Source organism: Pantoea latae (assembly GCF_002077695.1).
GTDB classification, from domain to species: domain Bacteria; phylum Pseudomonadota; class Gammaproteobacteria; order Enterobacterales; family Enterobacteriaceae; genus Pantoea; species Pantoea latae.
Window position 1 is genome coordinate 32,519 of the sequence record NZ_MWUE01000022.1, and the last position, 24,544, is coordinate 57,062.

37 protein-coding genes are annotated in these 24,544 nt (G+C 50.9%); 25 read left to right on the top strand and 12 right to left on the bottom strand.

From position 1 onward, the window contains the following. Positions 1–187: 187 nt before the first annotated feature. From B2J69_RS14085 to B2J69_RS14100, 4 genes are read right to left on the bottom strand one after another with little or no spacing between them, the layout of a single operon-like run. On the bottom strand, positions 188–532 hold the full coding sequence (locus B2J69_RS14085) for a hypothetical protein (protein ID WP_081140196.1): 345 nt from the start codon (positions 530–532) through the stop codon (positions 188–190). Continuing rightward, the gene (locus B2J69_RS14090) at positions 533–1,288 is read right to left on the bottom strand and encodes a hypothetical protein (protein ID WP_081140198.1); all 756 of its coding nucleotides are present in this window, start codon (positions 1,286–1,288) and stop codon (positions 533–535) included. Then, on the bottom strand, positions 1,288–1,725 hold the full coding sequence (locus B2J69_RS14095) for a hypothetical protein (RefSeq protein ID WP_081140199.1): 438 nt from the start codon (positions 1,723–1,725) through the stop codon (positions 1,288–1,290). Before B2J69_RS14095 ends, B2J69_RS14090 begins: the two co-directional genes overlap by 1 nt. A 12-nt stretch (positions 1,726–1,737) precedes the next feature. After that, on the bottom strand, positions 1,738–1,896 hold the full coding sequence (locus B2J69_RS14100) for a DUF1317 family protein (RefSeq protein ID WP_081140201.1): 159 nt from the start codon (positions 1,894–1,896) through the stop codon (positions 1,738–1,740). Positions 1,897–2,720: 824 nt separating this feature from the next. Between B2J69_RS14100 and fumD the strand changes: the two genes are divergently transcribed. Continuing rightward, entirely contained in the window at positions 2,721–2,924 is a 204-nt protein-coding gene (gene fumD / locus B2J69_RS14105) for a fumarate hydratase FumD (RefSeq protein ID WP_081140203.1), read from the top strand. Positions 2,925–3,842: 918 nt separating this feature from the next. On the opposite strand, the gene B2J69_RS14110 is transcribed toward fumD, so the two are convergent. The 4 genes from B2J69_RS14110 to B2J69_RS14120 form a co-directional block, all read right to left on the bottom strand. Further along, positions 3,843–4,340: a PIN domain-containing protein gene (locus tag B2J69_RS14110; RefSeq protein WP_236722735.1), complete on the bottom strand. Its 498-nt coding sequence runs from the start codon at positions 4,338–4,340 to the stop codon at positions 3,843–3,845. Positions 4,341–4,378: 38 nt separating this feature from the next. Beyond that, on the bottom strand, positions 4,379–5,095 hold the full coding sequence (locus B2J69_RS14115; protein ID WP_081140207.1) for a hypothetical protein: 717 nt from the start codon (positions 5,093–5,095) through the stop codon (positions 4,379–4,381). A 140-nt stretch (positions 5,096–5,235) separates the two neighbouring features. Continuing rightward, positions 5,236–5,394: a hypothetical protein gene (locus B2J69_RS24095; RefSeq protein ID WP_158083437.1), complete on the bottom strand. Its 159-nt coding sequence runs from the start codon at positions 5,392–5,394 to the stop codon at positions 5,236–5,238. A 9-nt stretch (positions 5,395–5,403) separates the two neighbouring features. Beyond that, entirely contained in the window at positions 5,404–6,117 is a 714-nt protein-coding gene (locus B2J69_RS14120) for a LexA family protein (protein ID WP_081140208.1), read from the bottom strand. A gap of 101 nt (positions 6,118–6,218) precedes the next feature. Here B2J69_RS14120 and B2J69_RS14125 point away from each other — a divergent pair, with 101 nt between their 5' ends. From B2J69_RS14125 to B2J69_RS14155, 8 genes are all read left to right on the top strand, one after another. Continuing rightward, positions 6,219–6,440, top strand: a complete 222-nt coding sequence (locus B2J69_RS14125) for a Cro/CI family transcriptional regulator (RefSeq protein ID WP_010246577.1) — start codon at positions 6,219–6,221, stop codon at positions 6,438–6,440. A gap of 28 nt (positions 6,441–6,468) precedes the next feature. Further along, positions 6,469–7,017, top strand: a complete 549-nt coding sequence (locus B2J69_RS14130; RefSeq protein ID WP_081140210.1) for a YmfL family putative regulatory protein — start codon at positions 6,469–6,471, stop codon at positions 7,015–7,017. A gap of 186 nt (positions 7,018–7,203) precedes the next feature. Next, positions 7,204–8,091, top strand: a complete 888-nt coding sequence (locus B2J69_RS14135) for a conserved phage C-terminal domain-containing protein (RefSeq protein WP_081140212.1) — start codon at positions 7,204–7,206, stop codon at positions 8,089–8,091. A 14-nt stretch (positions 8,092–8,105) separates the two neighbouring features. Then, positions 8,106–8,504: a PerC family transcriptional regulator gene (locus B2J69_RS14140; protein WP_081140214.1), complete on the top strand. Its 399-nt coding sequence runs from the start codon at positions 8,106–8,108 to the stop codon at positions 8,502–8,504. After that, complete coding sequence (locus B2J69_RS24455) at positions 8,504–8,626, top strand: hypothetical protein (protein ID WP_269087941.1); 123 nt, start codon at positions 8,504–8,506, stop codon at positions 8,624–8,626. The genes B2J69_RS14140 and B2J69_RS24455 overlap by 1 nt, the downstream gene beginning before the upstream one ends. After that, complete coding sequence (locus tag B2J69_RS14145; protein WP_081140216.1) at positions 8,623–9,945, top strand: ParB/RepB/Spo0J family partition protein; 1,323 nt, start codon at positions 8,623–8,625, stop codon at positions 9,943–9,945. Before B2J69_RS24455 ends, B2J69_RS14145 begins: the two co-directional genes overlap by 4 nt. 29 nt (positions 9,946–9,974) lie before the next feature. Continuing rightward, entirely contained in the window at positions 9,975–10,160 is a 186-nt protein-coding gene (locus B2J69_RS24545; RefSeq protein ID WP_407944748.1) for a Lar family restriction alleviation protein, read from the top strand. Beyond that, positions 10,157–10,507 (top strand): RusA family crossover junction endodeoxyribonuclease, encoded by a 351-nt coding sequence (locus B2J69_RS14155; protein ID WP_081140220.1) that lies wholly within the window; start codon positions 10,157–10,159, stop codon positions 10,505–10,507. The genes B2J69_RS24545 and B2J69_RS14155 overlap by 4 nt, the downstream gene beginning before the upstream one ends. Before the next feature lie 123 nt (positions 10,508–10,630). Here the strand turns inward: B2J69_RS14155 and B2J69_RS14160 are convergent, their stop codons facing one another. Continuing rightward, positions 10,631–10,891, bottom strand: coding sequence for a hypothetical protein (locus B2J69_RS14160; RefSeq protein WP_081140222.1), 261 nt, complete (start codon positions 10,889–10,891; stop codon positions 10,631–10,633). A gap of 400 nt (positions 10,892–11,291) precedes the next feature. Between B2J69_RS14160 and B2J69_RS14165 the strand changes: the two genes are divergently transcribed. Beyond that, on the top strand, positions 11,292–11,495 hold the full coding sequence (locus B2J69_RS14165) for a hypothetical protein (RefSeq protein WP_143806297.1): 204 nt from the start codon (positions 11,292–11,294) through the stop codon (positions 11,493–11,495). Positions 11,496–11,535: 40 nt separating this feature from the next. Here B2J69_RS14165 and B2J69_RS24550 read toward each other — a convergent pair whose 3' ends face one another. From B2J69_RS24550 to ycgZ, 3 genes are all read right to left on the bottom strand, one after another. Next, a complete protein-coding gene (locus B2J69_RS24550) occupies positions 11,536–11,781 on the bottom strand; it encodes a biofilm development regulator YmgB/AriR family protein (protein WP_081140226.1) in 246 nt (81 codons plus the stop codon). Positions 11,782–11,838: 57 nt separating this feature from the next. Beyond that, positions 11,839–12,117, bottom strand: coding sequence for a hypothetical protein (locus tag B2J69_RS14175; protein ID WP_081140228.1), 279 nt, complete (start codon positions 12,115–12,117; stop codon positions 11,839–11,841). Positions 12,118–12,193: 76 nt separating this feature from the next. Beyond that, complete coding sequence (gene ycgZ / locus B2J69_RS14180; RefSeq protein ID WP_081140230.1) at positions 12,194–12,433, bottom strand: regulatory protein YcgZ; 240 nt, start codon at positions 12,431–12,433, stop codon at positions 12,194–12,196. Positions 12,434–12,820: 387 nt separating this feature from the next. Here ycgZ and B2J69_RS14185 point away from each other — a divergent pair, with 387 nt between their 5' ends. The 15 genes from B2J69_RS14185 to B2J69_RS14255 all read left to right on the top strand — a co-directional run bounded on the left by B2J69_RS14185 (position 12,821) and on the right by B2J69_RS14255 (position 24,517). Continuing rightward, positions 12,821–13,702: an ORF6N domain-containing protein gene (locus B2J69_RS14185; RefSeq protein ID WP_174580911.1), complete on the top strand. Its 882-nt coding sequence runs from the start codon at positions 12,821–12,823 to the stop codon at positions 13,700–13,702. A 2-nt stretch (positions 13,703–13,704) separates the two neighbouring features. Beyond that, positions 13,705–13,965, top strand: coding sequence for a hypothetical protein (locus B2J69_RS23885; RefSeq protein ID WP_143806298.1), 261 nt, complete (start codon positions 13,705–13,707; stop codon positions 13,963–13,965). Beyond that, a complete protein-coding gene (locus tag B2J69_RS14190; RefSeq protein WP_081140232.1) occupies positions 13,962–14,978 on the top strand; it encodes a DUF968 domain-containing protein in 1,017 nt (338 codons plus the stop codon). Before B2J69_RS23885 ends, B2J69_RS14190 begins: the two co-directional genes overlap by 4 nt. Before the next feature lie 22 nt (positions 14,979–15,000). Then, a complete protein-coding gene (locus B2J69_RS14195) occupies positions 15,001–15,402 on the top strand; it encodes an antiterminator Q family protein (RefSeq protein ID WP_081140234.1) in 402 nt (133 codons plus the stop codon). A gap of 737 nt (positions 15,403–16,139) precedes the next feature. Next, the gene (locus B2J69_RS14200; protein WP_081140236.1) at positions 16,140–16,391 is read left to right on the top strand and encodes a phage holin; all 252 of its coding nucleotides are present in this window, start codon (positions 16,140–16,142) and stop codon (positions 16,389–16,391) included. A 2-nt stretch (positions 16,392–16,393) separates the two neighbouring features. Further along, on the top strand, positions 16,394–16,897 hold the full coding sequence (locus B2J69_RS14205) for a lysozyme (protein ID WP_081140238.1): 504 nt from the start codon (positions 16,394–16,396) through the stop codon (positions 16,895–16,897). Next, positions 16,887–17,270, top strand: coding sequence for a hypothetical protein (locus B2J69_RS14210; RefSeq protein ID WP_081140240.1), 384 nt, complete (start codon positions 16,887–16,889; stop codon positions 17,268–17,270). The genes B2J69_RS14205 and B2J69_RS14210 overlap by 11 nt, the downstream gene beginning before the upstream one ends. A gap of 166 nt (positions 17,271–17,436) precedes the next feature. Next, positions 17,437–17,781 (top strand): hypothetical protein, encoded by a 345-nt coding sequence (locus B2J69_RS14215; RefSeq protein WP_081140242.1) that lies wholly within the window; start codon positions 17,437–17,439, stop codon positions 17,779–17,781. Between the two features lie 443 nt (positions 17,782–18,224). Next, the gene (locus B2J69_RS14225; RefSeq protein ID WP_081140246.1) at positions 18,225–18,575 is read left to right on the top strand and encodes an HNH endonuclease; all 351 of its coding nucleotides are present in this window, start codon (positions 18,225–18,227) and stop codon (positions 18,573–18,575) included. Beyond that, complete coding sequence (locus B2J69_RS14230) at positions 18,572–18,757, top strand: hypothetical protein (protein ID WP_081140248.1); 186 nt, start codon at positions 18,572–18,574, stop codon at positions 18,755–18,757. Before B2J69_RS14225 ends, B2J69_RS14230 begins: the two co-directional genes overlap by 4 nt. Before the next feature lie 161 nt (positions 18,758–18,918). Beyond that, a complete protein-coding gene (locus tag B2J69_RS14235) occupies positions 18,919–19,392 on the top strand; it encodes a phage terminase small subunit P27 family (RefSeq protein ID WP_081140250.1) in 474 nt (157 codons plus the stop codon). Between the two features lie 3 nt (positions 19,393–19,395). Further along, positions 19,396–21,126, top strand: coding sequence for a terminase large subunit (locus tag B2J69_RS14240; protein ID WP_081140252.1), 1,731 nt, complete (start codon positions 19,396–19,398; stop codon positions 21,124–21,126). Continuing rightward, complete coding sequence (locus B2J69_RS14245) at positions 21,126–22,430, top strand: phage portal protein (RefSeq protein ID WP_081140253.1); 1,305 nt, start codon at positions 21,126–21,128, stop codon at positions 22,428–22,430. Before B2J69_RS14240 ends, B2J69_RS14245 begins: the two co-directional genes overlap by 1 nt. Before the next feature lie 11 nt (positions 22,431–22,441). Continuing rightward, positions 22,442–23,290: a head maturation protease, ClpP-related gene (locus B2J69_RS14250; protein WP_081140255.1), complete on the top strand. Its 849-nt coding sequence runs from the start codon at positions 22,442–22,444 to the stop codon at positions 23,288–23,290. A 9-nt stretch (positions 23,291–23,299) separates the two neighbouring features. Continuing rightward, complete coding sequence (locus tag B2J69_RS14255) at positions 23,300–24,517, top strand: phage major capsid protein (protein WP_081140257.1); 1,218 nt, start codon at positions 23,300–23,302, stop codon at positions 24,515–24,517. Positions 24,518–24,544 lie beyond the last annotated feature (27 nt).

Consider the following 24,544-nt stretch of genomic DNA (forward strand, 5'->3'; position numbering starts at 1 on the left):
GCACCGCTTTTCGACTATAGCGCGCTGGGTGGGTAAGAACCGGCGACGGAAAACCGTGACATTTACGCAGGCGCCAGAGTGCCGTCCGCGCCTTGCCGATCTCCTGCATCACTTCCTGTTCGCTCATAAAATCTGAATTCATTATTTTCTCCACTCCTGCTGCAACAGGCTAATCAATCGTGACGTGTCACGGCGTAATGTTTAATTTTGTCTCAAGCCAGCCGCTAGTGGCCCAGCACTGCGAATCACCCTGGCAGGGGCAGGAAGCTACCGGCAGACGATCACCACACTTCCCGCACTGGCGCTTCGCCAGCTCTTCCAGCTGCTGCGCCAGCTCAGCCGCGTCCTTGCGTATCAGCATGGTGATGTACTCGTTCAGCGTATACGGCTCACGGCCAGGGCGCCGGGCGGCGCAGTTCTGCGCCAGCATCTCGACCTCTTGGCTATCCAGCTTCAGCTCCAGCTTTTTTTCGCCGCTGGCGGCCTGGCGTGCGCGCTGCGCGGCTTTGCGTTCGGCCGGGGATTTAGGCATTTACACCTCCAGCGCCATTTGCAAAGAAATTCGGTCCCGCTGTTCGCAATAGACCAGTGAACCTTGGCTGTTATGCGACTCGATACGTTCAACTAACAAGGCCGCGCGGGTTTCTTTTGAAGCCGGCGCGTATGCGCCAGACCATGCTTTATCAATCCCGATGTTGCGCGCGACATTGGTACTGTCCGCGCTCGCGAGCGGAAGCTTTGTAAAAATCTGCGGGTTGAGCATGCGCAGACCGTGGATCTTAGCGATCGGCTGTCCGTAAGCATCGGTCACGTGGCGAATAAGGTCTTTCATCCGCGCGACGGCGAGATTTGGCCGCTTCACGTCATACTCGCCGCAACTGCCGATCGCTACCCGAGGGTACTCATTGCAAAGCCGAATGAAACGCTCGTCACTTTCGTTCATATGCCACACCGGAACGCCGTAGAAATCACCGTGCGGCCATTCATCCAGCAATGCCTCGTTCTCTGCCTCACCGCCATCAATAACGTCAGGGATGATCGCAAAATCGAAGCCTGGATGATTTTTCCAGCGCGCTACGAACTCGTAATAATCGGCCCAGTCTATTTTGTTTCTACCAGCTGCTTTCCACGCCGTAAATGCGCCGTTGTCCAGCGCAAAGGACTGGCATGCTTCAGACGCCAGCCCAAGCTGCTCTGGATGGGCAAACGAGATAAAGGCATGCCTGCCGCGCCAGGCTTTCAGCGCTGCAAGGTCAGGTGTAATCGGGCCTCCGTGATAGTGGATCATCACTCACCCTCCTTACCGGCGCCGACGCGAAGCATATCCATCTCCAGCTGCGAGATGAGGTTAATAACGTGAGATACGCCGGGCTGTTGGTGGTTAGTCATGGTCTGGACGTATTTACGCGTCTGCACGACTGCTTCAGCCTGGAGAGCCTTAATCCACTCGTTTGCAGCTGGCGTCACCATGGTGGCGTTCAGGTTGGCAACGAGACTCATATGGTCGCCGGTGGCGTTCAGTGCGGCGATGGCGTCCGGCATGATGCTGTTAATTCGCAGCACTTCACCTGCCATCACACTGGCGCGAGCGTTCGCTACGTCGAGACGGGTAGCAAGCTCGCTGACCATCTTGGCCATGTCCATCAAGCCGGTATCAGCTGACACGTTCTTGGCAAACGCATGGCCGGCGGCAACGATCTCTTTATTCGATTTTGCGTTGAGCATGTTGGGGGCGCCTCAGTGGATGGTGATGCTGCGGTTCATTTCCTCAGCCATGCGCTGAGCTTTAATCGGGTTCTTTACCAGCTCACCGTCTGGGGCGATCCATCCCTTTAAAATGCTGGAATAGGGGAAGATGATGATCCCGACCTTGATGTCGTCGTTAGGCTTATGCATATGTTCTCTACACGATTTTTGATTGCATGAATTCCTTGCCAGTGACGGCAATAAAAAACTGAGGGATTCGTTTAAAGGGCTGGTGGGTTACTGCAATAACCCACTGCCTGATTTCTCCACACCGAAAAGAGGATTGTGGTGCCGGGTGCCTCCCGGTGCTCTGGCCGAACTGACAAACTCCAGAGCGGTGACCTTTAGACTCCGAGCATCGCACGATAGTTACGATGCCAGTTCTCCGCGTGCGCTAGCCGCATTCACCACAATGAGGAGGGCATTCACTCCACGTCTTTAAAGCGCTCGAAAGCACCCGCTTTGCAAATGCCCTTTTCATTGTGAAAAAGAGGGCGGTCAAATCAGATTGCGAACTGAAGAAACCGCCAAAAAACACAGCGTCATCCATCAAAAAACCGGCTTCGCTGCCGGGCTATCGACACAGCACTCCAACAACACGATCCCCATATCCCCATCGCAAACCAGCTCGGCATCCGGGAACAGGTACAGAAAAGTGATCAGGTCCCAGAGCGTTGTATTCGACATGTTCTTAATCATTTTCACAGTGCTGCCCTCACGTCACTGCAACTTGCTTAGCGAACCATCCCGGCTGTCATGTGCCCCGATCAGATACCTCGTGGGCATCCTGCCTGTTCGCTATTGATGAATTCATTATTGCCGGAAGTGATAAATTCGTCAACACCGCTAGAGATATTATATATCCTGCGGTGTTTATGTTATTGATTGGTCTAGTATTAAATTTTTTTGAAGGCTTCATTATTAAATTGAGCATGTGATAGCGTGATTTTGGGCGCTTCTTGAGCGGAGGTTTCATGAGCAAGCAATCAGATGAGCTCTATGATGAGATGTGCAGAGTAGTAGGCGACGTGGTTTTCACGCTTCACGATTATGGGGTTGAGTCGAAGCAGATAGTGATAGCAGATGCACTCAGAACGGCGCTGGCATCGAAGAACCCTGCACGTTCTGAGCTACTGACTAAAGCAATGGAAGCTGCGGCGAGAGTGCTGGATCGGTAGGTATAAAAAAGCCCGCCTTACACGGGCATGAATTCGTTCAAGATGAAAGGGAAATCCAGAATGCCAGCCTAGCTGGCTTTGCCACCATATAGCTTTTGCAACAGATAGATACTACGGGACACTTTTGCTCTCAACACAGCACGATACAGGTGTGGACACAAAAAAAAGCCCGTCACTCGAGGAGAGATGACGGGCAACGTGGTAGATAGCGAGTTGCTTTTAGAATCCCACCCATGACACACGATTTATCTGGCTAGTCTACTCATAGTAACAACCGAGCTTCACTATACAAGCGTAGCGGTTGATTAAATTAGCCATTACGCTGCAGAGACAAAAAAGCCCGCTCAGTGGCGGGCAAAGTGGTTCAGCACAGGATTAACCTGCAAATCTCGTACAGCTTACGCGCAACATCCTGTATGCGTGTAGCCATTACAGGTTAGGAGTGTGTGAGGTCTTGCGATGTGGGAATGGTCCTACAAGTCATGAAGTTAGGATTGTTCTGGCAAGAGGAGTTGGCTTAAAAAAGCCCGCTCTATGGCGGGCAAGAAGACACAAATTCCAATGGGGAAAGCCATCGCACACAGCAAATAATGTGCTTTCAAAGCATAGGCTACTGCCGCTACGTTGTTGTGAAATATAGCGTAGTAATTTTACTCGTCAGGATTATGTTAGTTGATGTATTGAAAAGAAAAAAGCCCGCGCATAGCGGGCCAACCAGCTTTATTTCATATTGTCTTGTCGTTATGGGTGCCACTGAATACCAGAGCAAAGAGGTTAACGGCGACATAGCTGATAACTTTAGAGCAGCATCAAAAAAGCCAGCACGAGGCGGGCAGAGATGCTGTATAAAGTCTTTTTTAGCCTTCAGGCCATGTCTCTTTGGACATTATGTTATCGGCAGGAAGGGCTGAATAGAAATTAGTGGAGATTGGAAGAAAGATCTTGCCCCAAATCAATCAATCCCTGAATTGGGGCCGGGTCTATGTCTGCAAGTGACTTAACTACAATCCCTATTTCTTTGCAGCGATTAAATACGCCTTTGTCATGGGTCCAAACCTCATCAACATTAAGAGATTTAGCTATAGCTATGATTTGCCGATCAAATTTCACTTTATTCGCAGTATCAGACTGCATCATAAGTTTTAATTCTTTTATGGATGGCATTTGAGCACATTCTAAGGCTGCGATTTCATCGAAGCTGGCGATTTCAAAGCAAGCTTGCTGCTGAATCAACTTCAGATGAGTTTGGTGCTCTTTTTTATCAATTCCTACGAGGTATTCTGCTAAAACAGGAGTGGGAATGATTATCGAACCGCCACTGCTTTCGACCATATCGATTAAGGCTTCGACCCTTCTTGAAGGATCAGGGATTTCTAATCCATTTTCAGGGTTAGTTAGCTTGCATCCATCTTTCATACCTGTGATGGCCTGCACCAAAATGTTGGTATCGAATATTATTCGCAATTTAGCGCCCTTAAAGCTTTCAAGATGGCTTGAGCGTCATCTTCTTCTTTCCATTGATTACCAGAGGCATTCTGTAATGCCTTAAAAGCAGTCTTCAAATTGGATTTTTCAAGAACTTCGTAGGAGTCAATTATTAATTTTTTAAGCTTCCATTTGCCATCTTTCTTTATCCATTCGCTATCACCTGAAACTCGCAGTTGCTTGAAAAGCAATGCACCTAACTTAGCAGCTAGGGCTGGCGTGGCTTCGCAATGATAAGTCTCCCCATTAGCGCCCTCAAGTTTAACTGGCGCCGAATCATCTTTACCACCAACATTATAAAGCTTCCCTTGAACACGACCTTTTTTTCGGATGATCAATGGTGCTTCTTCATTAAATGATGGGAATTCAAGGATAGTAACTTTATCTTGATTAATTATTTTGGCTTCAAAGCCGTCCTGGGCCAAAAGAGAAACTAATTTTAAATATGAGCTTCCAGATGTAGCTGCTTGAGATATTGAGCGTTGTATAACCGCATTATATGAGCTTTGGTTATCAACCCAAGTGTTCAGACATGCTGACCCCTCGCTCACATCTTTAAAGTGAACGGCATCTACCGAGCCATATAGGTCAGATAGTGCTGATAGATACTTGCCAAGACGCGCCATACTAAGCTCGCTTGGGCTTGTTCCATCAAGTTTTAAGGTCAGGCGGTTATCTTTGCCCATGGATTATTTACAGCCTCAACATCAGATTAAAAATCCCATTATCACAACTTCATTGTTGTGCATCACTGATCTGCCGTCAACGCGTTTGTGCTCAAAAAATTCTTATCTTTTTGAACTCACCCAAACGTCTCTTCCGGCCACTAACCTGCAGTAATCGCAATTACCGCATTCACAACTCCAGCAGCTAACAGAACAACGCCCGGAATCAGGTAGTTTTTGTCACGCTTTTTGCGAGCCAGGTAGAACATTGCGAATGCAATACAAAACATCGGAAATGCTATCTTCGCATAAACTGACATGCTATCTCCTTAGCAGAATGTCTCCTCCGGCCACTGAGCCTTAACTACTTTCCCTATGATGCGGCAGCTGTGGTCACAGTCCAGAATTCTATAGGACGGATTGAGCGGCACAAGATAGCTTACACCGGCATCCTTCTCATACTTCTTAAAAGTTACCTCAGAGTCAGCGTTTGCTGATGCCACACAGAAATCGCCAGTCTCGACCGGCTCTGCTGGGTCTATCAAAATCAGCATGCCTTCAGGGAAGCTTGGGCGAACGCCCTGCGGCGCGGTCATTGAGTGACCTTTGACTTCAAGCCAGAATGCTTTATCGCTGGCCTTCTTGGTTGTCGGCACCCATGCTTTCGCATCTCTAGATGTAAAACTACCCACCTCAGAAAAATCACCAGCCTGGACATAAGTGAACAGGGGGTATTCATAATGATTCGGGCGAGAGCTTTCCTCGCCAATCGACTGATACATTTCAGCGATCTCAGCTGCGATTCTCGGACTGAACTCACCAACATTAACTTTCAAAAACCTTGCTAATGCTGAGGCGTTGCTGGGATTTAGAGCGTTTACGCCATTCAACAATGATGCAACTGCTGACTGACCAACGCCTAAGGCGTCCGCCACCGACTCTTGGGAAATGCCCAACTCAGATTTTTTGCGCTCATAGATTGATTTCAGCCTTTGCGCATCTTCGATTTGCTCAGTAGTGAGCGGTTTTTTCTTTGCATTCATACGTGAAATTTATCACCGCATGGGATAAAAGACTAACACCGCCAGTGTTGACTATTTTACCTCTAGCGGTGATAATTGAGCCTATCCATTAGGAGATGATTATGAGCCAGAGAATAAAACTCAAAGATTATGTAGAGCAGTTCGGTCAGACAAAGGCAGCTACCGATTTAGGCGTTTACCAAAGCGCGATTTTCAAAGCGATTTCTCTAAAGCGTGACATCACTGTGATTCTCCATGAAGACGGAACAATTTCAGCGGAAGAAGTAAAGCCGTTCCCTGCAAATCGTAAGTGTGATCACAAGTCTATATCGACAGCTTTTTAATTTTAACCACAGGAAAGAGGGCTCAACCGTGGATCAGCAGCACTGGCAAATAGAAAAGCAACCGGCATGGCTGGTGGCAGCAATTAAGAAGACTATTTCAAGTCTTCCGGGCGGGTACGCAGAAGCAGCTGAATGGCTGGGTGTAACTGAAGATGCGTTGTTCAACCGCTTGCGCGCCAATGGCGATCAGATTTTCCCGATGGGCTGGGCGATGGTTCTGCAGCAGGCAAGCGGCACAAAGCACATCGCCGACGCAGTGTCACGTCAGTCAAACAGCGTCAACGTCCCGCTGGTGGACATTGAGGATGTAGATAACGCAGATATCAATCAGCGCCTGATGGAGTCAGTTGAGTGGATTGGCAAGCATTCTGCCTACATTCGCAAAGCAACCGCTGATGGCGTGATTGATGAGGCTGAGAGGGAACAGATTGAGGAGAACAGCTATCAGGTAATGGCTAAATGGCAGGAGCACCTTACGTTGCTTTATCGCGTTTTTTGCCCCCCAGAAAAGGCGAACGCCCCAGGTTGCAGCCCGGAGCGTTCAGTTGCGACCAAATCACTTGGTGTGGAGAAATAATCGCATGAGTAATTTAACCAGAAAACCGGTTGCACGGCAATTTTACTGCTTCCCGATAAAGGGGGGTAAAGGTCCCGCATCGTTCCGATATGAGGAAATAGTAAGCGGCCAGCGAATAGTCCGCAACCACAGCGAGACTGAAGAAGCTGTGGGGCAATTCAATTTGGCAGGCTGCAGGGTGGCAGTATGAGCAACTTGATTTCACTTCTGGATCGGCCAATAGCTTATCAGGCGTGTTTTGTTCGCTTTGGTGGGGTTACTGGCGCCGTGCTGCTTTCTCAGCTGGTCTACTGGCATAACAGGATGGACGGCTCTTGGTTCTATAAAACTCAAAAAGAAATCAAAAGTGAGACTGGTCTGTCTCGTGAAGAGCAGGAAACCGCTCGCCGCCGTCTAATATCAGCCGGCGTGTTAGAAGAAGCTCGCCGGGGCGTGCCTGCAAAACTTTTCTTTAGGGTTAAAGCTGATCGCTTAGAGGCGCTTCTACTAAAGAGTGAGGAGAGGCCGCAATCCAGTATGCGTGAATCCCGCAATCAAGAAAGTGGCAATCCCGCAAACAAGAATGCGGACATGCCGCAGGCAAGTTTGCGTGAAAGCCACTCGCCAGTGTGCGGGAAAGCCGCAATCATTCATACAGTAGATTACCAAGAGACTACTACAGAGATTACAACAGAGACTTCTTGTCAGGTTGCTGCGCAACCCGACCGCGACGTTGAACTGACTGATCACGCTAAGAAGGTTCTGGCTCACCTCAATATGACCACCGGCGCCAAATTTCAGGTTTGCAAATCATCCCTGGAGAATATCCGTGCGCGGCTGGCAGAAGGTTATGAGCTCGGTGAGCTGTTGCTGGTGGTCGATTATAAAAACGCACACTGGCAGAACACTGAGCAGGCCCAGTACCTGCGCCCAGCAACTCTGTTCATACCCAAAAACTTCCCTGGCTATCTCCAGTCTGCGACCAAGTGGGATAAATCAGGGCGCCCACCATGCGTGAACGGCAAATGGCAGCGCGATGTGATGCAAATGCCCAGCGCTAATTACGCAATTCCCGATGGCTTCCGTAGCGAATAACAGGAGACGCGACGATGAATACCGAACAAATGATTCTGGCGTATCTGAAAAACTATGCGGGCCTGACTGCTGCTGAGCTGGCGAAAGGGATGAAGGCGAACGTGCGGACTGTACGCGAAGCAGCGAAAAGGCTGGTGGCGATGGGCGAGGTCTATCTCGACACGAAGTTTCGCTATTTCCTGATTGAGGAAGCTACCTCAATCGACGCCGAATACGCACGGCTTAGTAAGCTGGCCATGGCGCTGCAGGCGAGAAATTGCTGGAGCCGCGCGGCAACGGTCTGGCTGAACGCCATGGACGCCACGGCTAAACCTCGCTTTCGTGATCAGGCTGTAGCGCGCCGGCGGATGTGCATGCAGAAGGCTAAAGCCTTAAGGCCGAAGCCGAGCGCCGACGCATGGGGTGGCATCTGATGAAAGCCCGTGTACTGCGCCATTACGAGCGCAACGTGATTTTTTACCAAAGCATTCGCACTGCGGCCCTGATGATCGCCGCGCTGATCGTTACCCTGGCTTGGGAGCTGGCAACCAAATGACAAACTTAGCAAGAATCTACGACAACAAAGCAAAGACCGAAACCAACATCACCACTCGCAAAACTTACCTGCTGGGCGTCGATGAACTGTACGTCGAAAGTGGTTACAACATCCGAGAGATTGACCAGACCCACGTTGAAGAATTCCGCGATGCCTTCATCGCTGGTGAACACGTGCCTCCGCTCGCTGTGCAGGTCACTGAGCAGGGCATCAAGATTATCGACGGTCATCACCGCTACCACGGCGCGAAGCTGGCGAAAGAGGCTGGTTACGATATCCGCCTGGAGTGCAAAGACTTCGTGGGCTCCGAATCAGATCGCATCGCTTTCATGGTCACGAGCAGCCAGGGGCGCGCACTGGAACCGCTGGAGCGCGCCGCAGCCTATCAGCGCATGAGTAATCAGGGCATGGAACCGGCAGAAATAGCGAAGAAGGTTAAGCGCTCTATCGCTGACGTGGAACATCATCTGCAGCTGCTGACGTCTGGTGATGAGCTGATCGCCATGGTGAAAAACAAAGAGGTTGCCGCGACGACCGCCGTGGCGCTGGTGCGCGAGCATGGGGTAAAGGCTGGAACCGTAGCCAGAACTCAGTTGGATAAGGCGAAGGCAACCGGCAAGAAGAAGCTGACCAAAGCCGATGCGATGCCGCAGTTCAGCGCCGCGCGCGCCCGCCGCCTGATCGAATTGCTCTGTGATGCGCAGATCGGTGAGACGGACGAGGGACACGCAGCGCTGTTTATCGATCCGAAATGTGTTGAAGAAGTTATGGCCATCATCTCTGAATACCGCTCAGGTATTCCCGCCGGCGCCTCTCAGCCGATTGTTAACGCAGATAGCCAGTATGACGAAAACATGCCGCTTACCCGTGCTGGCATCCTTGAGCAAAGCGGCGTGGAAGTCTGGGCCTGTGCAGCCGCGATGTTTGGCGACAAAGACATCTACCCGTTTCAGGAATCCCGTTACGCACACATCTGGGCGGCGGACTCTTTCGAAAATCCAACGGTAGTGGTAGTGCCGGCGGAGATTCTTGCAAAAGCACAGCGCCTGAAGCAGAAAAAGCTAGAGAACACGGAGCTGAAAGCGTGGGTGGCTGCTCAGTATCCCGATATGGGCGAAGCAGAGGTAATGGAGAAGTTCAACCGCTTCAGTTCAGTTGAGATTGAAACCCGCATTGATACGGCAATGACAATGGCAGAGTTTATCGCACTGGTGGAGCGGACGGACCGATCAAACTGGGAAAACTTCCGCATGCTGCGCGGCGCGGTCGCTGAGCTGGCAAATCAAATGACTATCCCAGACATGGGCGGTACAGCATGAAAACAACAGAAATCAGCCAAACGCCAAATATGGCGCTTGAGCCTTGCCCGTTCTGTGGGCGAGCAGACTTGCTTCACAGTGAAAAGCATCTCAGAAGCCGCTTTTTGCATGTTCACTGTTGGGCATGTGGCGCTAATGGCCCCGCTAAGCGGGCCATGACAGAGAAAGAAGCCTATGCCAACTGGAATCAGCGCAGCAATCAAGGGGGAGCATGAAGCTAACTCTGCCGTTCCCACCGAGCGTTAACGGTTACTGGCGGTCCACCAAGCAGGGTATGAAGATTAGCGCCTTCGGGCGCTCTTTTCGCATCAACACCTTCGCAGCTGTCGTGGAGCAGCTCAAGCGCGCGCCTCAGCCGATTACAGTGGACGTTGAGGTTAATGTGGTTCTATATCCACCTGACAAGCGGCGGCGAGACCTGGACAACTACCAGAAAGCGCTGTTTGACAGCCTTACCCATGCTGGCATATGGGGCGACGACAGTCAGATAAAAAGATTCACTGTAGAATGGGGCGAACTTACCAAGGGAGGCAGAGCAGAGCTGACAATTACAAAGTTTTGATCAGTGCTTGAGAGCCGGGGGTCATCCTTGACAGTTTCTCCGGCCGGTACACGCTTTCGCGTGACCGATGAGGTCATCTTTCATCGTCGTCTCCCGGCCGGAGCCGGACTACGTCCACTGGCGTTATTTCGTTTCTTCGTTCAGGCCTGCAAGGACTTGCAGGTATGGCATAGGTTGTTTAGCTCTGCCCGGTACGATAAACCCCTGAAGCCATTTTCTAGCCTCTGTTAGCTGGACTCGCCGTCCGTCGCTTTTAACATCTACAGCCATACGTCTTAGCTCGGCAATCAGAGTTAGAACGGATATCTCCTTCTTGGCCAGTGCAAGATGCAGTGCCGCTTCGCCAATAATGACGTGGCCTTTCTCGTCGTTTTGAAGTAACACGGTAAATCCTCCATAAGTACGATTAATGACAACCTCACCTCTGACTGTAGTCGTCTTCGGGCAAACAGATCGCATAATAATCCGAGTAATTACTCCCTCATCGCGTGCCAAAAACGATTTGACCCTTCGAATGGCACTGGCTATTTATCTTTTTCACTTAGCTAAAATGCGACAATAGTCATTTTATTTCTATCGCTACTGTACGAATATTAAACGTTACTTCATGAAAAATGGGGTTAATTTACCTCAGTTCGCTGTAAAGAAAAATGCGGGCCAGTCTCATTATTGCCGCATATGGTCTGGGTAAGCATGGATGCCTCTGAAAGCTTAAAAAAATTTTAGATGGCCTTGAAGGGGCTAAATGTTAAGCTGTATGCATATACATGACAGGGAGGAGTTTTTGGAACTGGAAAAAGATACTCCGTCAACAGAATTGCACGCTCTGCTGGGAAAGATCGTGGTGGGAATGTTAAGCCCGGACATCGGTCTCAGTTTGCACGAGCTGATTGAAGCCTTGCACCGAATGAGCGTAAATGCAGACAGCGAAAAAACCCGACTCCAGTGCAGTCAACTAATTGATAAGCTCATGAGAAAGATGCATTAAATCAAGCCGGCAGACAAGCTTACCGGCTTGATTTTCCCGTCTATGATTCAGGGTGTAAAAGAAGTTCGAGGCAGTTGCGCAAAGTGTCCAGACGGACCACGTCATTCGTGCTCTCCATCTCGTTTATGAGACAGAAAAGGATGTTTTTTAGTGACACGTTTCCGGTGTTGATTAGTGACATTTTGACAGCGTTATCAAGCTCATGCTTCTCATCTTCAAAATTATCCCCAATGTCCTTTATGAGGGCCATCAGCACGAGGTCAGTTTTAAACAACATCTGTTGCATAATCAATATTTCTCCCGACCCGTGTCGTTTCTGATGTTTTTCGTACACGTCCGCAACTTAGTGCCGCGTGCTGTCGTCCTGACTGTTTGCTGCAACGCTTAAAAAGCTGTCAGCAGTGATAGTTTGCTTCGAGCGCTTCAGGTCCATTTCTGCTTTGACTTCCTGAATGGCAAGCATCGCTAGTCGGGTCCTTTCTGCATCATGCTTGCCATTAAGTATTGCCTGAAGCTTTGTCAGTACCGCATTCCACGATACCGCGGCTTGCTCATTGAGAATCGCCAGGACAACTTCACCAATGAGCGCGTCGCGCAGTACTTCGTCTTTACTGCTTTTCATCTATAACCTCTGAACATGTATTGCCTGCCTGGCAGAAATTATCTCCCCTCCGGCTGCAAATCCTGTTCGGGAGATGTCAGTCGCGGAAGAGCAAACTAATGAGTTCCTGAAGGTGCTGCTCCTCTTCCTGAGAGGTTGCTGCATCAACGCGCGCAAGCAGGCGCATACAGATAGTTTTACGGTTAAGTGAACGGCCTGAGCGTAAAATTTCTACCGCGATAGCGCCGAGCGTTTCCTGCTGAGAAGGCATGGTAGCGCGGCTGAAGTAGGCGGCAATGTTCCCCTGGGAACCCGTGTTCTGTGGATTCTGGTGCATGATTGTCTCCATTGTATATTTGGTGAGCACTGTCTCTGATGTGTAAGTTATACAAAATTAAATAAGTTGTACAGATTTGCTTTGATGAAATTTTGTCATCGTCTGGTTTTAGTTGTTTTGTGTTGATTTGCTTATCAAATCCGCAATTTTCCAGATTCTCTTAGTACCGGAACAAGGTATGAGGACTTTAAAGCAAAGTATTAAACCGCCTTCTTATTTTTTCAGTAAGAAAACCATAAATTTCATCAAAGTCGTGAAAATACTAACGCAGCCGTTATGATGGTTAAGCCAGCCAGCGTTTGCAGACGCTGTCGGCAAAGGTTGGTCCTGTTCATTTGCAGATGAGGGGGCGGGACCGGATAAAACAAATGGTGTGGAGAGCAAAATATGCCGAATCAGGTACTGGGCGCAGCTGCGTCTGGCGTAAACCCTATAGTTATCTCTTCGAACGCTTCAGTTAGCGTTCCCGTTCTCATGTACCGCGATCAGCGTGTAATCACGACAGAGCTATTGGCCAGAGGCTATGGCACTGACGAAGCCAACATCCGCAAAAACCTTTCACGCAACGCTGGTCGTTTTGAGGAAGGTATTCATATCTTCACCGTGGATGGCGACGAGCTACGCGATTTGCGAGTGACTAATAGTCACGCACAAATTTCATCCAAAGCCAGAAGCCTGACGCTATGGACAGAGAAGGGAGCCGCGCGCATGTCCAAAATCGTCGATACGGATGAGGCATGGACATTCTTTGAAGGGCTGGAGGACAGTTATTTTCGTCTCAGAGAGGTCGGCGGGCTTCTGCTGCCGGACATGAATGATCCGATTAAGCTGGCGCGCGCATGGGCTGATGCTATGGAAGCGAAACAGCAGGCGGAAGTACTGACCCATCGTCAGGCGCAATATATCGATCACCTTGAAAACCTGTTTAGCGATGGGCTCTCTCCTGTCCAGTTCTGCAAACGTCTGAACGGCGTGAACGTCAGCAGGGTAAGCGCATACCTGCAGGAGTCCAACTGGCTCTATGACGACAACCCTAACGGCAACCATGCTCACTGGCGAGTACGCTCTCAAGCGCGCGATAAATACCTCACAGAGAAGAGTAGCCAGATTAACCCGTCATCGGCGGCCAGCTTCATAACTCATCAGCCTGTTCTGCTGCGCGAGGGCGCAGTGTGGCTTTATCGCCGCTACCTCAAAGGCCAGCTGCCAATGAAGCTGTCGTGGAATGGCGAATACACTCACGATAAAGAACTGGCGGGAGGTAACTAAGCATGGCGGCACAAAACAAAGTAACAACTTTTGGGTGCTCATCTACGCATCGCATAAAAAAAAGGGCGCACACGATCCTAAGTGCAGAGCAGTTCCTTGCGCTTGATGAGACTAAAAAATATATAGCGGACAACCCAGGCTCTTACAGTCAGACTAATGATGGCATTTTCATTTCTCCAGAGCTTACTCTGAGATATCTTCATTTAATTGGAGATAAAAGGGCCAAGAAAGCCCTCCGTAAATCTCTGGAAGGTAATGCATGAGGGCGCTTCTCACACCGGAAGTGGCGCCGCGTACCGGGATCGTCCTATTCAAGCCTGGCTCAGAGCTGATGAGCCTCTTTCGCGGGCGCGTACTCATCAGCACGCCGCCTGGCGACATGGCAGACCTTCCGTCCGGCAAAATTAACGAGGACAATCAGCCATTGCTGGATGAGCCTCTGCTGAATTCCTTCTTCCGCGATGAACGCGTGATTGCCGCCGCTGGTGGATTTCCTGATCTCACTGTCTGGGTTGGAAAGATAAACGCGTGCCAGTGTGATGATGGTGACGGCTTCCACTTCCACGAAATAACCACGCTGGAAACAGAACAGGGCGTGTTATCGCTCTGCTATCACCATGACAACAAGCTGCGCAATAACGGCGTGTCTGGCGAAATGGAGGAGGTTGCCGCCGCGAACGTCGCAGCATGGATCATTCACAGCGCCTGTCTCGACATGGGCCTACATGCTAACCACTCCCTGACGTTGCCTGAGCTTTGCTGGTGGGCATCCATCAAGGACATAATCGACCTGATCCCCGAAGCGCCGGCGCGCCGCGTTTTGAAGATGAAGGCAGAGCAGGTTGCTACCGGAACGCTGAAGGAGTCACTGATTGCGCCAGAACGGCCGGGGCGCGAAGTATTGCAAGAGGCCGGAGAGGTGGTGAAGAAGGTTTTCAGCCTTGTGGCAGACCCGGAGTCGCCGGAGTCGTTTATGCTTCGTCCAAAGCGTAAGCGCTGGGAAAGCGAGAAGTATACGCGCTGGGTAAAGTCGCAAAAGTGCGCATGCTGCGGAAAGCAGGCAGACGATCCGCACCACATCATCGGACACGGACAGGGAGGAATGGGAACGAAGGCGCATGACTTATTTGTGATACCGCTTTGCAGGGCGCATCACGACGAGCTGCACCGGGACATGAGGGCGTTTGAAAGCAAATATGGCAGCCAGATTGAGCTGCTGTTCAGGTTCCTCGATCACGCTATTGCAGTTGGCGTTATCGGGTCAGATAAAAAATAAAAGGTGTGGAGAGGGATTTAATATGCGCGACATTCAACTGGTTTTAGAGCGTTGGGGCGGCTGGGCCGCAAATGAAGGTACTCAGGTTAGCTGGAATCCAACCAGCCCGATGTTTATTACACTGCTGCCTAAAAGCACCAGTAGCCGTCTTTCGTGCTGCGATAATGACGGCATGATTATTGATACTGCGGTCGGCATGCTCAATAAGGTAGGTCGGCTGGATGAACTGGATTTAATCATGGCGCATTATCGCTATGACGTGTCTAAGTCCTCTATTGCTCGCTGGCTTAAATGTTCCGAAGGTAAAGTCAGGCAAAAGCTGATGATCGCAGAAACGTTTATTGACGCCTGCATACTGATGACCGATTGCTGCCTTGAAATGGATGAAGCCACGAAGAAAACTATTTTCAAAGAAATCGCTTAATCTGCTTTTCGTTACGAATTTCTATATGTAATCTGTTAAGAGTGGTAACAACGCATAGCTTCTTAAATTAGAAACCTCGCCAAAGGGCGGGGTTTTTTTTATTTCCACACAATACCAAAGGCATTGAGCGCAGACGCTTATAAGGTCTGTCCAGGACTGCAAACCTGTAGCGCCTTTCATATTGTGATAAATACCTAAATTTACCCTGTTGCCGACGGGCAAGGCTGTTACCGCGATTTGCGTCAGGGTATCTTATTGTTACTCTTTGATTTAGATTGGAGCTAATGCGGTGAATCCCCCTCAGCGGCGGGGCTAGGTCAGTAGAAGTGATTGTTTAGCGACTCAGGATTCTCGCCTTACTGAGTCACCGGGAGGCACCCGGCACCGCAGGCTTATCACAACAATTTCAAAACCATCAGATGTTACGATCACATAGATAAAAAAATCCCGCAATGCCCAGGAGCATAAATTTGCGGGATTAAAAGAGATTCAAGGTTCCTCTGACGGATCATCCGTCGGGCTGCATAGTAGGCTATTCGTTTAGCTTTACCAGTAGGACCAGTCTTAAGTATATTTTATTTTCAATATCTTAACTATTCAGAATCATAAGGCTCGCTTCGGCGGGCCTTTTCGTTTTTGCGCCCGGCCAATCAACTCAAGCTGAACCTTAACCGATGTGGCTGAGGCGGATTTCTCTTTAACTACAGACAGCACCGACCGTAACCACGGAGGTGACCATGAGTATCAACCATATGAGCAAACTAGCATCAGGAGCGGCATACGGTGCGGCTGGTTCGGCTGTAGCCAATGGCGTACTAACGCGACTCAGCCCGGATGAATGGAGTGCGGTAGGCGTTATCGCCGGTATTGTTCTGGCTCTGATGACGTTTGCTATCAACGCGTATTTTAAGCGCAAAGTTTCTCTCGCTCAGATAAGGGCGCTGGAGCAGCGCGGCTATATCCCGTCCGATAAGCTGGGAGAGGAATAATTATGGCTATGTCAGCCAGTCTGCGAAACAAACTGATTGCCGCAGCGGGCGGCGGCTCGATGCTTATCGCCTCACTCTTCATCGGTGGTAAAGACGGTGTAGAAGGCCGCGTTTATGAGCCTTATAAAGATGTGGCTGGCGTCTGGACGGTCTGTGATGGGCATACCGGTAACGACATCATCAAAGGTAAGAAGTACACCGACCGCGAGTGTGATCGCCTGCTGTGGAATGACCTGCAGCCTGTAAAGAAAACGGTCGATAGCCTGGTTACGGTGCCGCTGAATGAATATCAGCGCGCCTCGCTTTACAGCTTTACCTACAACGTAGGCTCTGGTGCATTCTCCAAATCATCTCTTCTGAGAAAACTGAATGCTGGCGACCAGGCTGGTGCATGTGAAGAGCTTCGCCGCTGGGTCTATGCCGGTGGTATGAAGTGGCACGGTCTGATGAACCGCCGTGAAATGGAGCGCTCCATGTGTCTCGCGGAAGGTCCAAATGACATTTAGCTGGCGCATATACCTGCTAACCATCGCAGTGATGATTGTAATTTCAACGGGGTACGGGGAAATTCGATACCTCAATGGCTGGTATGCTCATAGCGCTAAGGTAAATGCTGACTATGCGCAGAAGAAACAGAAGGCAGAAGCCAGACTGGTTCCAGCAGAGCAGAAAGCGGCTGCGGCCAATACAGCAGGCAAAGTCATATATAAAACCATAACCCGCGATGTGGTGAAATATGTTCAGTATCCGAATCGTATTGTGTGCCGCTTTGATGATGATGCTGTCAGCATGCGCCAGCGAGCAATCGACGCTGCCAACAATATCTCAGGATTTGATGAGCCCACCGTGCAAACTCAGTCAGGCGGGAAGCGACACTGATGCAGACCTGCAATCCGATGTGGAAAACGCAGAGTGCGTGAGAGCGCTCCGGCTAAACATCTATCGCTGGCAGGCATGGTACGGCGTGACGCATTAATTGCGCTGGATATTGCAAAATTTGAGTTAAAAACTGGTCTGATGAGATTGCATGGGCTAGGGTTCAGATATGGACCAGATGATAATAGAGGTCGTTTTGCTTAGGAACGATTTTGACACTGAGTTTTATGCTCTTCAGATTCGACAGCTGGCTGCACAGTATCAGTCTGGCGCCGAGTTGTCAGAAATCAAGGCTTTGGTGGACAAGTCCATAAAATCTATGGAATCTATTCTTCAGTATGACTGTGATTACCAGCTACAGAAATGGTCGGAGCTTTTCGAAAGCCTTCATGCTTACGCTAACAAATTTTCAGATCCAGACTGGATGACAGTTATGTCCTATGCCCGAAAGCAAGTAAGCCGTAAGAAAGGCGCAGCGAATGCAAGGCATAAATATCTTCATCAAATCACATGAAAATTAGGTTAATTAATAACAGCATTATTGTGATTTGAATGAAAATGCATAGTTTACGCTAACTCAGCGGAGGAAAATTTGGAAGGAACTGAGGTAGATATTGAGTACTTTGCCATGGAGCTAAGAAAACTGGCCGGATCATTCCAGTCGGGCAAAAGCCTCAAGGAAACCAAGCATGAGGTCGATCGCCTTATTGTCTCAATCAGGAATAAGCTTGGGCCTGACAAAAAGGTTCAGATAAGCTTCTGGACCGCGCTCTTACATCGTCTCGAATTTTGCAATACCCCTAAAGCAGATCCCAGATGGCTCGTCATCATACGTCATGCAAATTACAGGATAAAATCCAGACTTTATACAGCGATCCATTATCGCCGCCGCTTTAAATAGTGAAGTAAAAAAAGAATGAATAGGCCGCCTCTGGGCGGTTTTTTATTGGGGCGCTCATGCCATCAGCTATCGCTCGCGCATGCCGAAAACTTGGCTGCGGGAAGACTACAACAGACCGATCAGGCTACTGTGATGACCATCGCAATGAAGGCTGGCAGCAGCATCAGCGTGGACAGAGCCGACACCAGCGTGGCTATGGCAGTAAGTGGGATGTTATTCGTGTACGCATCCTGAAGCGTGACCGGTATGTATGCCAGCAGTGCCTGGCGAACGGCAGGCCGGTACCAGCATCGACTGTAGACCACATCAAACCTAAGGCACATGGTGGCACCGATGAAGATAGTAATCTTCAGGCTTTATGTTGGTCATGCCACAGAGCCAAGACGGCAACGGAGAGAAACAAATGAATGCTGACCAACAAACACTGCTGATGTTCAAAGGCTTGATTGCATCTATGCCTGAAGAATCCCAGGTAAAAGTGAAGCAAGCAGAAGATAAGCTGCGCGTTGTATTGAGCGAATATCCTGAAGGAGAAGCTTTGGTAGCTTTTGGACTGATTGGGGCGCAATTACAGACCGAATCGCCATAAGTGAGAATAAATATCATTTAAGGAAATTCAGGGGATAGGGCGGGTAAAAACTTCAGGGCTTTGGGTCTAAAGGACCGCCGCCTAACCTTTTTTCACACCGCCGCAGGTTAGAAAACTTTTTTTGGGGTCCCCCAACCAGTAATTAATAGGAGTTTTCGATTATGCCAGGACCACCGAAAACCCCGACACATCTGGCTTTGGTGAAGGGGAACCCATCAAAACGGGCAGTAAATAAAAAAGAGCCAAAACCGCCTTCTGGGGTACCCCCAATTCCGAAGCATTTCGACAAGATGGGGAAGTACTGGTTTAAGCGAATTGGCGAAGAGCTTGATGCGGTCGGCGTGATGACCACCCTCGACGGCAAAGCGCTTGAATTGCTGATCGAGGCTTACACCGAGTACCGGCAACACTGCGACGTTCTGGCCGAGGAGGGATACACCTATAAAACGGTGTCAGCTACTGGCGAGGAGATCGTGAAGGCACACCCTGCAGCAGTAATGAAGTCCGATGCCTGGAAGCGCATCAGGGCAATGCTCGCTGAATTCGGTATGACCCCGTCCAGCCGATCAAAGGTTGGCGCAAAAGGTCCGGCTGAGGCCGATCCCCTGGAAGAATTTCTGAAAAAGCGCAAATGATGAATGGCAACCGTCCAAGCTGGTATCCAGTACGCCGAGCGCGTGCTGTCTGGCGAGATTGTTGCTGGCGAACTGGTGCGCCTGGCGTGTCAGCGATTCCTTAATGATTTAGAGCATGGGCCGGAACGCGGTATCTACTTCAGTGAGGACCGCGCTCAGCACATTCTCGACTTTTATAATTTTGTTCCGCACGTTAAAGGCGCGCTGGCGGGTAAGCCGATTGAGCTTATGCCGTGGCACATCTTCATCCTGATAAACCTGTTTGGCTTCATCATCCCTCTGATTGATGAAACAACGGGCGAGCAGGTAATGGACGATGACGGCGATCCGGTTATGGTTCGCCGGTTTCGCACTGCCTATAACGAAGTGGCGCGTAAAAACGCTAAGTCTACCGTCTCGTCTGGTATTGGCCTTTATATGACCGGCGCGGACGGCGAGGGCGGCGCTGAGGTTTATTCAGCTGCAACGACTCGCGATCAAGCACGCATCGTCTTTGATGACGCCAAAAACATGATTAAGAAAGCGCCCCGCACGCTGGGGCGGCTTTTTGGTCACGTCAAACTGAACATTCACCAGGAGAGAACGGCTTCGAAGTTTGAGCCGCTTTCCAGTGACGCCAATAACCTCGACGGCCTGAATATTCACTGCGGCATAGTCGATGAGCTGCACGCTCACCGCACCCGTGATGTTTGGGACGTGCTGGAAACAGCAACGGGTGCGCGTCTTCAGTCGCTGCTGTTCGCCATCACCACAGCGGGAACCAACAAAGAGGGTATCTGTTTCGAGCAGCGCGATTACGCCATTAAGGTGCTGCGCGGCGTGGTGGACGATGACACGTATTTTGCTGTCATTTACACGCTGGACGAAGACGACGATCCCTTTGATGAAGCGAACTGGCCGAAAGCCAACCCCGGACTCGGTGTCTGTAAGCGCTGGGATGACATGCGCCGCCTGGCGAAAAAGGCGAAAGAGCAGGTCGCCGCGCGCCCGAACTTTTTCACCAAGCATCTGAACATCTGGGTCACAGCTGAAAGCGCATGGATGGACATGGATCGCTGGGCGAAGATGACGGCCACTGCCGAAGAGGCTCAGCGTAAAGGCTGGCCACTTTGGGTCGGTGTGGACCTCGCAAACAAAATTGATATTTGCGCTGCTGTAAAAACCTGGCGTGACCCTACAGGGGAAACGCATATGCAGCCCCGCTTCTGGCTGCCAGAGGGGCGTATAGAAACGGCACCTAACCATATTGCTGAGCTTTACCGCAAGTGGGCCGATGCCGGTTACCTTGAGCTGACAGACGGGGATGTTATCGACCATGGGGTGATCAAAGCCGAAATAGTGGAGTGGGTTAAAGGCGAGAACATCAAAGAGATCGCATTCGACCCTTGGAGCGCATTGCAATTTAGCCTGGCGTTAGCCGAAGAAGGCTTACCGCTGGTTGAAGTGCCGCAGACGGTCAAAAACCTGTCTGAGTCCATGAAGTCAGTTCAGGCAGAGATATACGGCAATAAATTTCATCATGACGGGAATCCCGTCATGACCTGGATGATGTCGAATATCACAGTCAAGCCTGACAAAAATGACAACATCTTCCCGAACAAATCCACGCCGGAAAACAAAATTGACGGTCCCGTTGCATTATTCACTGCCAAGAGCCGACTTCTGGTGAATGGCGGCGGTGATGCGCAGGACCTGAGCGGCTTCTTTGAAAATCCGATAATGATAGGTTTCTGATGAAAAAGAATAAGCAGCCTGGCAAGGTAAAAAGCGCCTTGCTTAACTGGCTCGGTGTCCCTATCAGTCTGACGACCGGGACATTCTGGGAGGAATGGTTAGGCATGAGCAGCAGCGGAAAGGTGGTGTCGGCTGATAAAGCGATCCACCTTTCTGCCGTCTGGGCCTGCGTCAGACTTCTGAGCGAGTCGGTTTCAACCCTGCCACTTAAAATTTACGCGCGGCAGGCAGACGGTTCACGAAAGCCAGCAACGGATCATCCGGTCTATCAGGTGCTATGCCGGCGCCCAAATATGGAAATGACGCCTTCGCGATTCATGCTGATGCTGGTGGCCAGTATCTGCCTGCGCGGCAACGCCTTCATTGAAAAAAAGATGATAGGCAGCAAGCTCGTTTCGCTCGTTCCGCTGTTACCACAGAATATGGTGGTGAAGCGCCTCGAAAACGGCCGGCTGGAATACACCTATACCGAAAACGGACAGAAGCGAGTTATTCCAGAAAAAAACCTGATGCATATTCGCGGGTTTGGTCTTGATGGTGTCTGCGGAATGATGCCAATGAGGGAAGGGCGCGACGTTATCGGGGCGGCAATGGCCGTTGAGGAGTCAGCAGCAAAAATATTCGAAAACGGGCTGCAAAGTTCAGGTTTTTTGTCCGCTGAACAGGCCTTGGACGCAGAGCAGCGCGAACGGCTGCGGGGCTACATGCAGGCGTTTACCGGTTCCAAAAATGCCGGAAAGATTATGGTTCTGGAAGGCGGGCTGAAGTATCAGAACGTCACGATGAACCCTGAAGCGGCGCAGATGCTGGAATCGCGGGCGTTCAGCATTGAAGAAATCTGCCGCTGGTTTCGCGTGCCAGCATTTATGGTGGGGCATGCGGATAAGCAAAGCAGCTGGGCTTCCAGTGTTGAGGGGATGAACCTGCAGTTCCTGACCAACACGCTGCGCCCGCTGCTGGTAAATATAGAACAAGAGATTTCCCGCTGTCTGCTTGATGGCGATGATGATTTGTTTGCTGAATTCTCTGTTGAGGGGCTACTGCGCGCTGACAGCGCCGGGCGCTCTGCGTATTACACGACCGCGCTGCAAAATGGCTGGATGTCACGTAATGACGTTCGCCGCCTGGAGAACATGCCTCCGATTGAAGGTGGTGATCTCTACACCGTGCAGCTCAACCTGACGCCGCTGGAAGACCTGAAACAAAACAGCAAGGCAGCGCAGGCGGCAAACCTTCTCAAGGTCCATAACTTCGTTTTTCCTGATATTCCGTTCGAACAATCCCCGCTGAAACAGGCGGCTTAGGAGCTATTCCCATGACACTGAAAAGCCTTCCGGCAGCGCCGGCGGGGCGGCCTTCTGCGCTCTCAAAACGGGACCTGCCGTCTGCCGCTATGGAACGCTGGAACGGCGGCATCAAAGCTGCCAAGTCCGATGACAACAGCATTTCTATTTTTGACGTAATCGGCGCGGATTACTGGGGAGAAGGCGTAACGGCCAGCCGCATAGCTGGTGCGCTGCGTTCGCTCAACGGGGCTGACGTAACGGTCAATGTCAACTCGCCGGGTGGCGACATGTTCGAAGGCCTGGCGATTTATAACCTGCTGCGCGAGTACGAAGGAAAAGTAACGGTGAAGGTGCTGGGTCTTGCGGCTTCAGCGGCCTCCATCATTGCGATGGCCGGGGACGATATTCAGATCGGGCGCGGCGCGTTCCTGATGATCCACAACTGCTGGGTTTATGCGATGGGTAATCGCCATGACCTGGCGCAAATCGCGTCGGACATGGAGCCTTTCGACAAGGCTATGGGCGATATCTATTCGGTGCGAACCGGCCTCAGCAAAGAGGAGGTCGCCTCGATGATGGACGGAGAAACCTATATCGGCGGCAGTGACGCAGTTGATAAAGGTTTTGCCGATCGCCTCCTTTCCGCTGACGAAATTTCCGACGACGACGACAGCCCTGAGGCGGCGCTGCGCAAGCTCGATGCGCTGCTGGCTAAGACTGATACCCCGCGTTCTGAGCGGCGCAAACTGTTAAAAGCTTTATCCGGCAGCAAGCCAGGCGCTGCTGCCACTCCTGAAGGTATGCCGGGCGCTACCGACGAAATCAACCCTGAAAATATCAAAACTCTTGAAGCCGCTCTGTCGGCGTTCGGCAAATAAGGAAACTCCATGTCTGAAGTAAACGAAATTCTGAAAAAAGTTACCGCCAGTATTGAAGAGGCAAACGGTAAGTTCAGTGCAAAAGCCGAAGAGGCGCTGAAAGAGGCTAAAAAATCCGGCTCACTTTCCGAAGAAACTAAGGCTGCTGTAGATAAAATGGCATCTGAGTTTAACGCGCTGCGCGAAGCGGAAAAGACGCTGAAGGCTGCTCTGGGCGATCTGGAGCAGCATGTTGCCAATATGCCGCTGAACGCTGCTAAAAAAGTGGCAGAGACGGTTGGTCAGGTGGTTATCAGCAATGAAGCACTGAAAGCCTTTGCGGCCAGCGTGGAGGGCGGCAAGCGTGTCAGCGTGCCGGTTAACGCTGCGCTCCTGTCCACTGATGTTGCTGATGGGGTGGTTGAACCCCAACGGCTGCCGGGCATTGACGCCGCGCCTAAGCAGCGCCTGTTTATCCGCGATTTGATCGCACCAGGCCGGACTGCCTCACCTGCTATCTTTTGGGTGCAGCAGACCGGATTTACTAACGCGGCAAAAGTCGTACCAGAAGGTACTACGAAGCCTTACAGCGACATTCAGTTCGCAACCAAAATCACCGCAGTATCTACCGTCGCGCACTTGTTTAAAGCATCTAAGCAGATTCTGGATGATTTCTCGCAACTTCAGTCAACGGTCGATACAGAGCTTCGTTTTGGCCTGAAATATGCCGAAGAGCAGGAAATCCTTTTCGGCGACGGTACCGGTGTGCATCTACACGGCATTGTCCCCCAGGCCTCTGCATTTGATCCTGCCTTTAGCGTTGAGCAGCAGAATGGTATCGACGATCTGCGTCTGGCAATGCTGCAGGCTCAGCTGGCGCGTTTTCCGGCATCCGGTCACGTTCTGCACTTCATCGACTGGGCGAAGATCGAGCTGACCAAAGACACGCTGGGACGCTATATCCTGGCGAACCCGTCAGCGCTCACCGGCCCGACACTGTGGGGCCTGCCTGTTGTGGCCACCGAGGCCGCCGCGTTCCAGGGCAAGTTCCTGACCGGCGCCTTCAATGCCGCGGCGCAGCTTTTCGACCGTGAAGACGCCAACGTGGTTATCTCCACCGAGAACGCTGACGACTTCGAGAAGAACATGATCTCTATCCGCTGTGAAGAGCGCCTGGCGCTGGCCGTTAAGCGTCCTGAAGCTTTTATCTACGGCTCATTTACCGCACCGGCAGCCGCTGGCGCATAACTCCTGACGGCGGCCTGAGGGCCGCCA

Bases quoted from the DNA above. Each gene is read 5' to 3' on its own strand.
- B2J69_RS14085 (WP_081140196.1), bottom strand. From the start codon at position 532: ATGCCTAAATCCCCGGCCGAACGCAAAGCCGCGCAGCGCGCACGCCAG.
- B2J69_RS14090 (WP_081140198.1), bottom strand. From the start codon at position 1,288: ATGATCCACTATCACGGAGGCCCGATTACACCTGACCTTGCAGCGCTG.
- B2J69_RS14095 (WP_081140199.1), bottom strand. From the start codon at position 1,725: ATGCTCAACGCAAAATCGAATAAAGAGATCGTTGCCGCCGGCCATGCG.
- B2J69_RS14100 (WP_081140201.1), bottom strand. From the start codon at position 1,896: ATGCATAAGCCTAACGACGACATCAAGGTCGGGATCATCATCTTCCCC.
- fumD (WP_081140203.1), top strand. From the start codon at position 2,721: ATGAGCAAGCAATCAGATGAGCTCTATGATGAGATGTGCAGAGTAGTA.
- B2J69_RS14110 (WP_236722735.1), bottom strand. From the start codon at position 4,340: ATGAAAGATGGATGCAAGCTAACTAACCCTGAAAATGGATTAGAAATC.
- B2J69_RS14115 (WP_081140207.1), bottom strand. From the start codon at position 5,095: ATGGGCAAAGATAACCGCCTGACCTTAAAACTTGATGGAACAAGCCCA.
- B2J69_RS24095 (WP_158083437.1), bottom strand. From the start codon at position 5,394: ATGTCAGTTTATGCGAAGATAGCATTTCCGATGTTTTGTATTGCATTC.
- B2J69_RS14120 (WP_081140208.1), bottom strand. From the start codon at position 6,117: ATGAATGCAAAGAAAAAACCGCTCACTACTGAGCAAATCGAAGATGCG.
- B2J69_RS14125 (WP_010246577.1), top strand. From the start codon at position 6,219: ATGAGCCAGAGAATAAAACTCAAAGATTATGTAGAGCAGTTCGGTCAG.
- B2J69_RS14135 (WP_081140212.1), top strand. From the start codon at position 7,204: ATGAGCAACTTGATTTCACTTCTGGATCGGCCAATAGCTTATCAGGCG.
- B2J69_RS14140 (WP_081140214.1), top strand. From the start codon at position 8,106: ATGAATACCGAACAAATGATTCTGGCGTATCTGAAAAACTATGCGGGC.
- B2J69_RS24455 (WP_269087941.1), top strand. From the start codon at position 8,504: ATGAAAGCCCGTGTACTGCGCCATTACGAGCGCAACGTGATTTTTTAC.
- B2J69_RS14145 (WP_081140216.1), top strand. From the start codon at position 8,623: ATGACAAACTTAGCAAGAATCTACGACAACAAAGCAAAGACCGAAACC.
- B2J69_RS24545 (WP_407944748.1), top strand. From the start codon at position 9,975: ATGGCGCTTGAGCCTTGCCCGTTCTGTGGGCGAGCAGACTTGCTTCAC.
- B2J69_RS14155 (WP_081140220.1), top strand. From the start codon at position 10,157: ATGAAGCTAACTCTGCCGTTCCCACCGAGCGTTAACGGTTACTGGCGG.
- B2J69_RS24550 (WP_081140226.1), bottom strand. From the start codon at position 11,781: ATGCAACAGATGTTGTTTAAAACTGACCTCGTGCTGATGGCCCTCATA.
- B2J69_RS14175 (WP_081140228.1), bottom strand. From the start codon at position 12,117: ATGAAAAGCAGTAAAGACGAAGTACTGCGCGACGCGCTCATTGGTGAA.
- ycgZ (WP_081140230.1), bottom strand. From the start codon at position 12,433: ATGCACCAGAATCCACAGAACACGGGTTCCCAGGGGAACATTGCCGCC.
- B2J69_RS14185 (WP_174580911.1), top strand. From the start codon at position 12,821: ATGCCGAATCAGGTACTGGGCGCAGCTGCGTCTGGCGTAAACCCTATA.
- B2J69_RS23885 (WP_143806298.1), top strand. From the start codon at position 13,705: ATGGCGGCACAAAACAAAGTAACAACTTTTGGGTGCTCATCTACGCAT.
- B2J69_RS14190 (WP_081140232.1), top strand. From the start codon at position 13,962: ATGAGGGCGCTTCTCACACCGGAAGTGGCGCCGCGTACCGGGATCGTC.
- B2J69_RS14195 (WP_081140234.1), top strand. From the start codon at position 15,001: ATGCGCGACATTCAACTGGTTTTAGAGCGTTGGGGCGGCTGGGCCGCA.
- B2J69_RS14200 (WP_081140236.1), top strand. From the start codon at position 16,140: ATGAGTATCAACCATATGAGCAAACTAGCATCAGGAGCGGCATACGGT.
- B2J69_RS14205 (WP_081140238.1), top strand. From the start codon at position 16,394: ATGGCTATGTCAGCCAGTCTGCGAAACAAACTGATTGCCGCAGCGGGC.
- B2J69_RS14210 (WP_081140240.1), top strand. From the start codon at position 16,887: ATGACATTTAGCTGGCGCATATACCTGCTAACCATCGCAGTGATGATT.
- B2J69_RS14215 (WP_081140242.1), top strand. From the start codon at position 17,437: ATGGACCAGATGATAATAGAGGTCGTTTTGCTTAGGAACGATTTTGAC.
- B2J69_RS14225 (WP_081140246.1), top strand. From the start codon at position 18,225: ATGCCATCAGCTATCGCTCGCGCATGCCGAAAACTTGGCTGCGGGAAG.
- B2J69_RS14230 (WP_081140248.1), top strand. From the start codon at position 18,572: ATGAATGCTGACCAACAAACACTGCTGATGTTCAAAGGCTTGATTGCA.
- B2J69_RS14235 (WP_081140250.1), top strand. From the start codon at position 18,919: ATGCCAGGACCACCGAAAACCCCGACACATCTGGCTTTGGTGAAGGGG.
- B2J69_RS14240 (WP_081140252.1), top strand. From the start codon at position 19,396: ATGGCAACCGTCCAAGCTGGTATCCAGTACGCCGAGCGCGTGCTGTCT.
- B2J69_RS14245 (WP_081140253.1), top strand. From the start codon at position 21,126: ATGAAAAAGAATAAGCAGCCTGGCAAGGTAAAAAGCGCCTTGCTTAAC.
- B2J69_RS14250 (WP_081140255.1), top strand. From the start codon at position 22,442: ATGACACTGAAAAGCCTTCCGGCAGCGCCGGCGGGGCGGCCTTCTGCG.
- B2J69_RS14255 (WP_081140257.1), top strand. From the start codon at position 23,300: ATGTCTGAAGTAAACGAAATTCTGAAAAAAGTTACCGCCAGTATTGAA.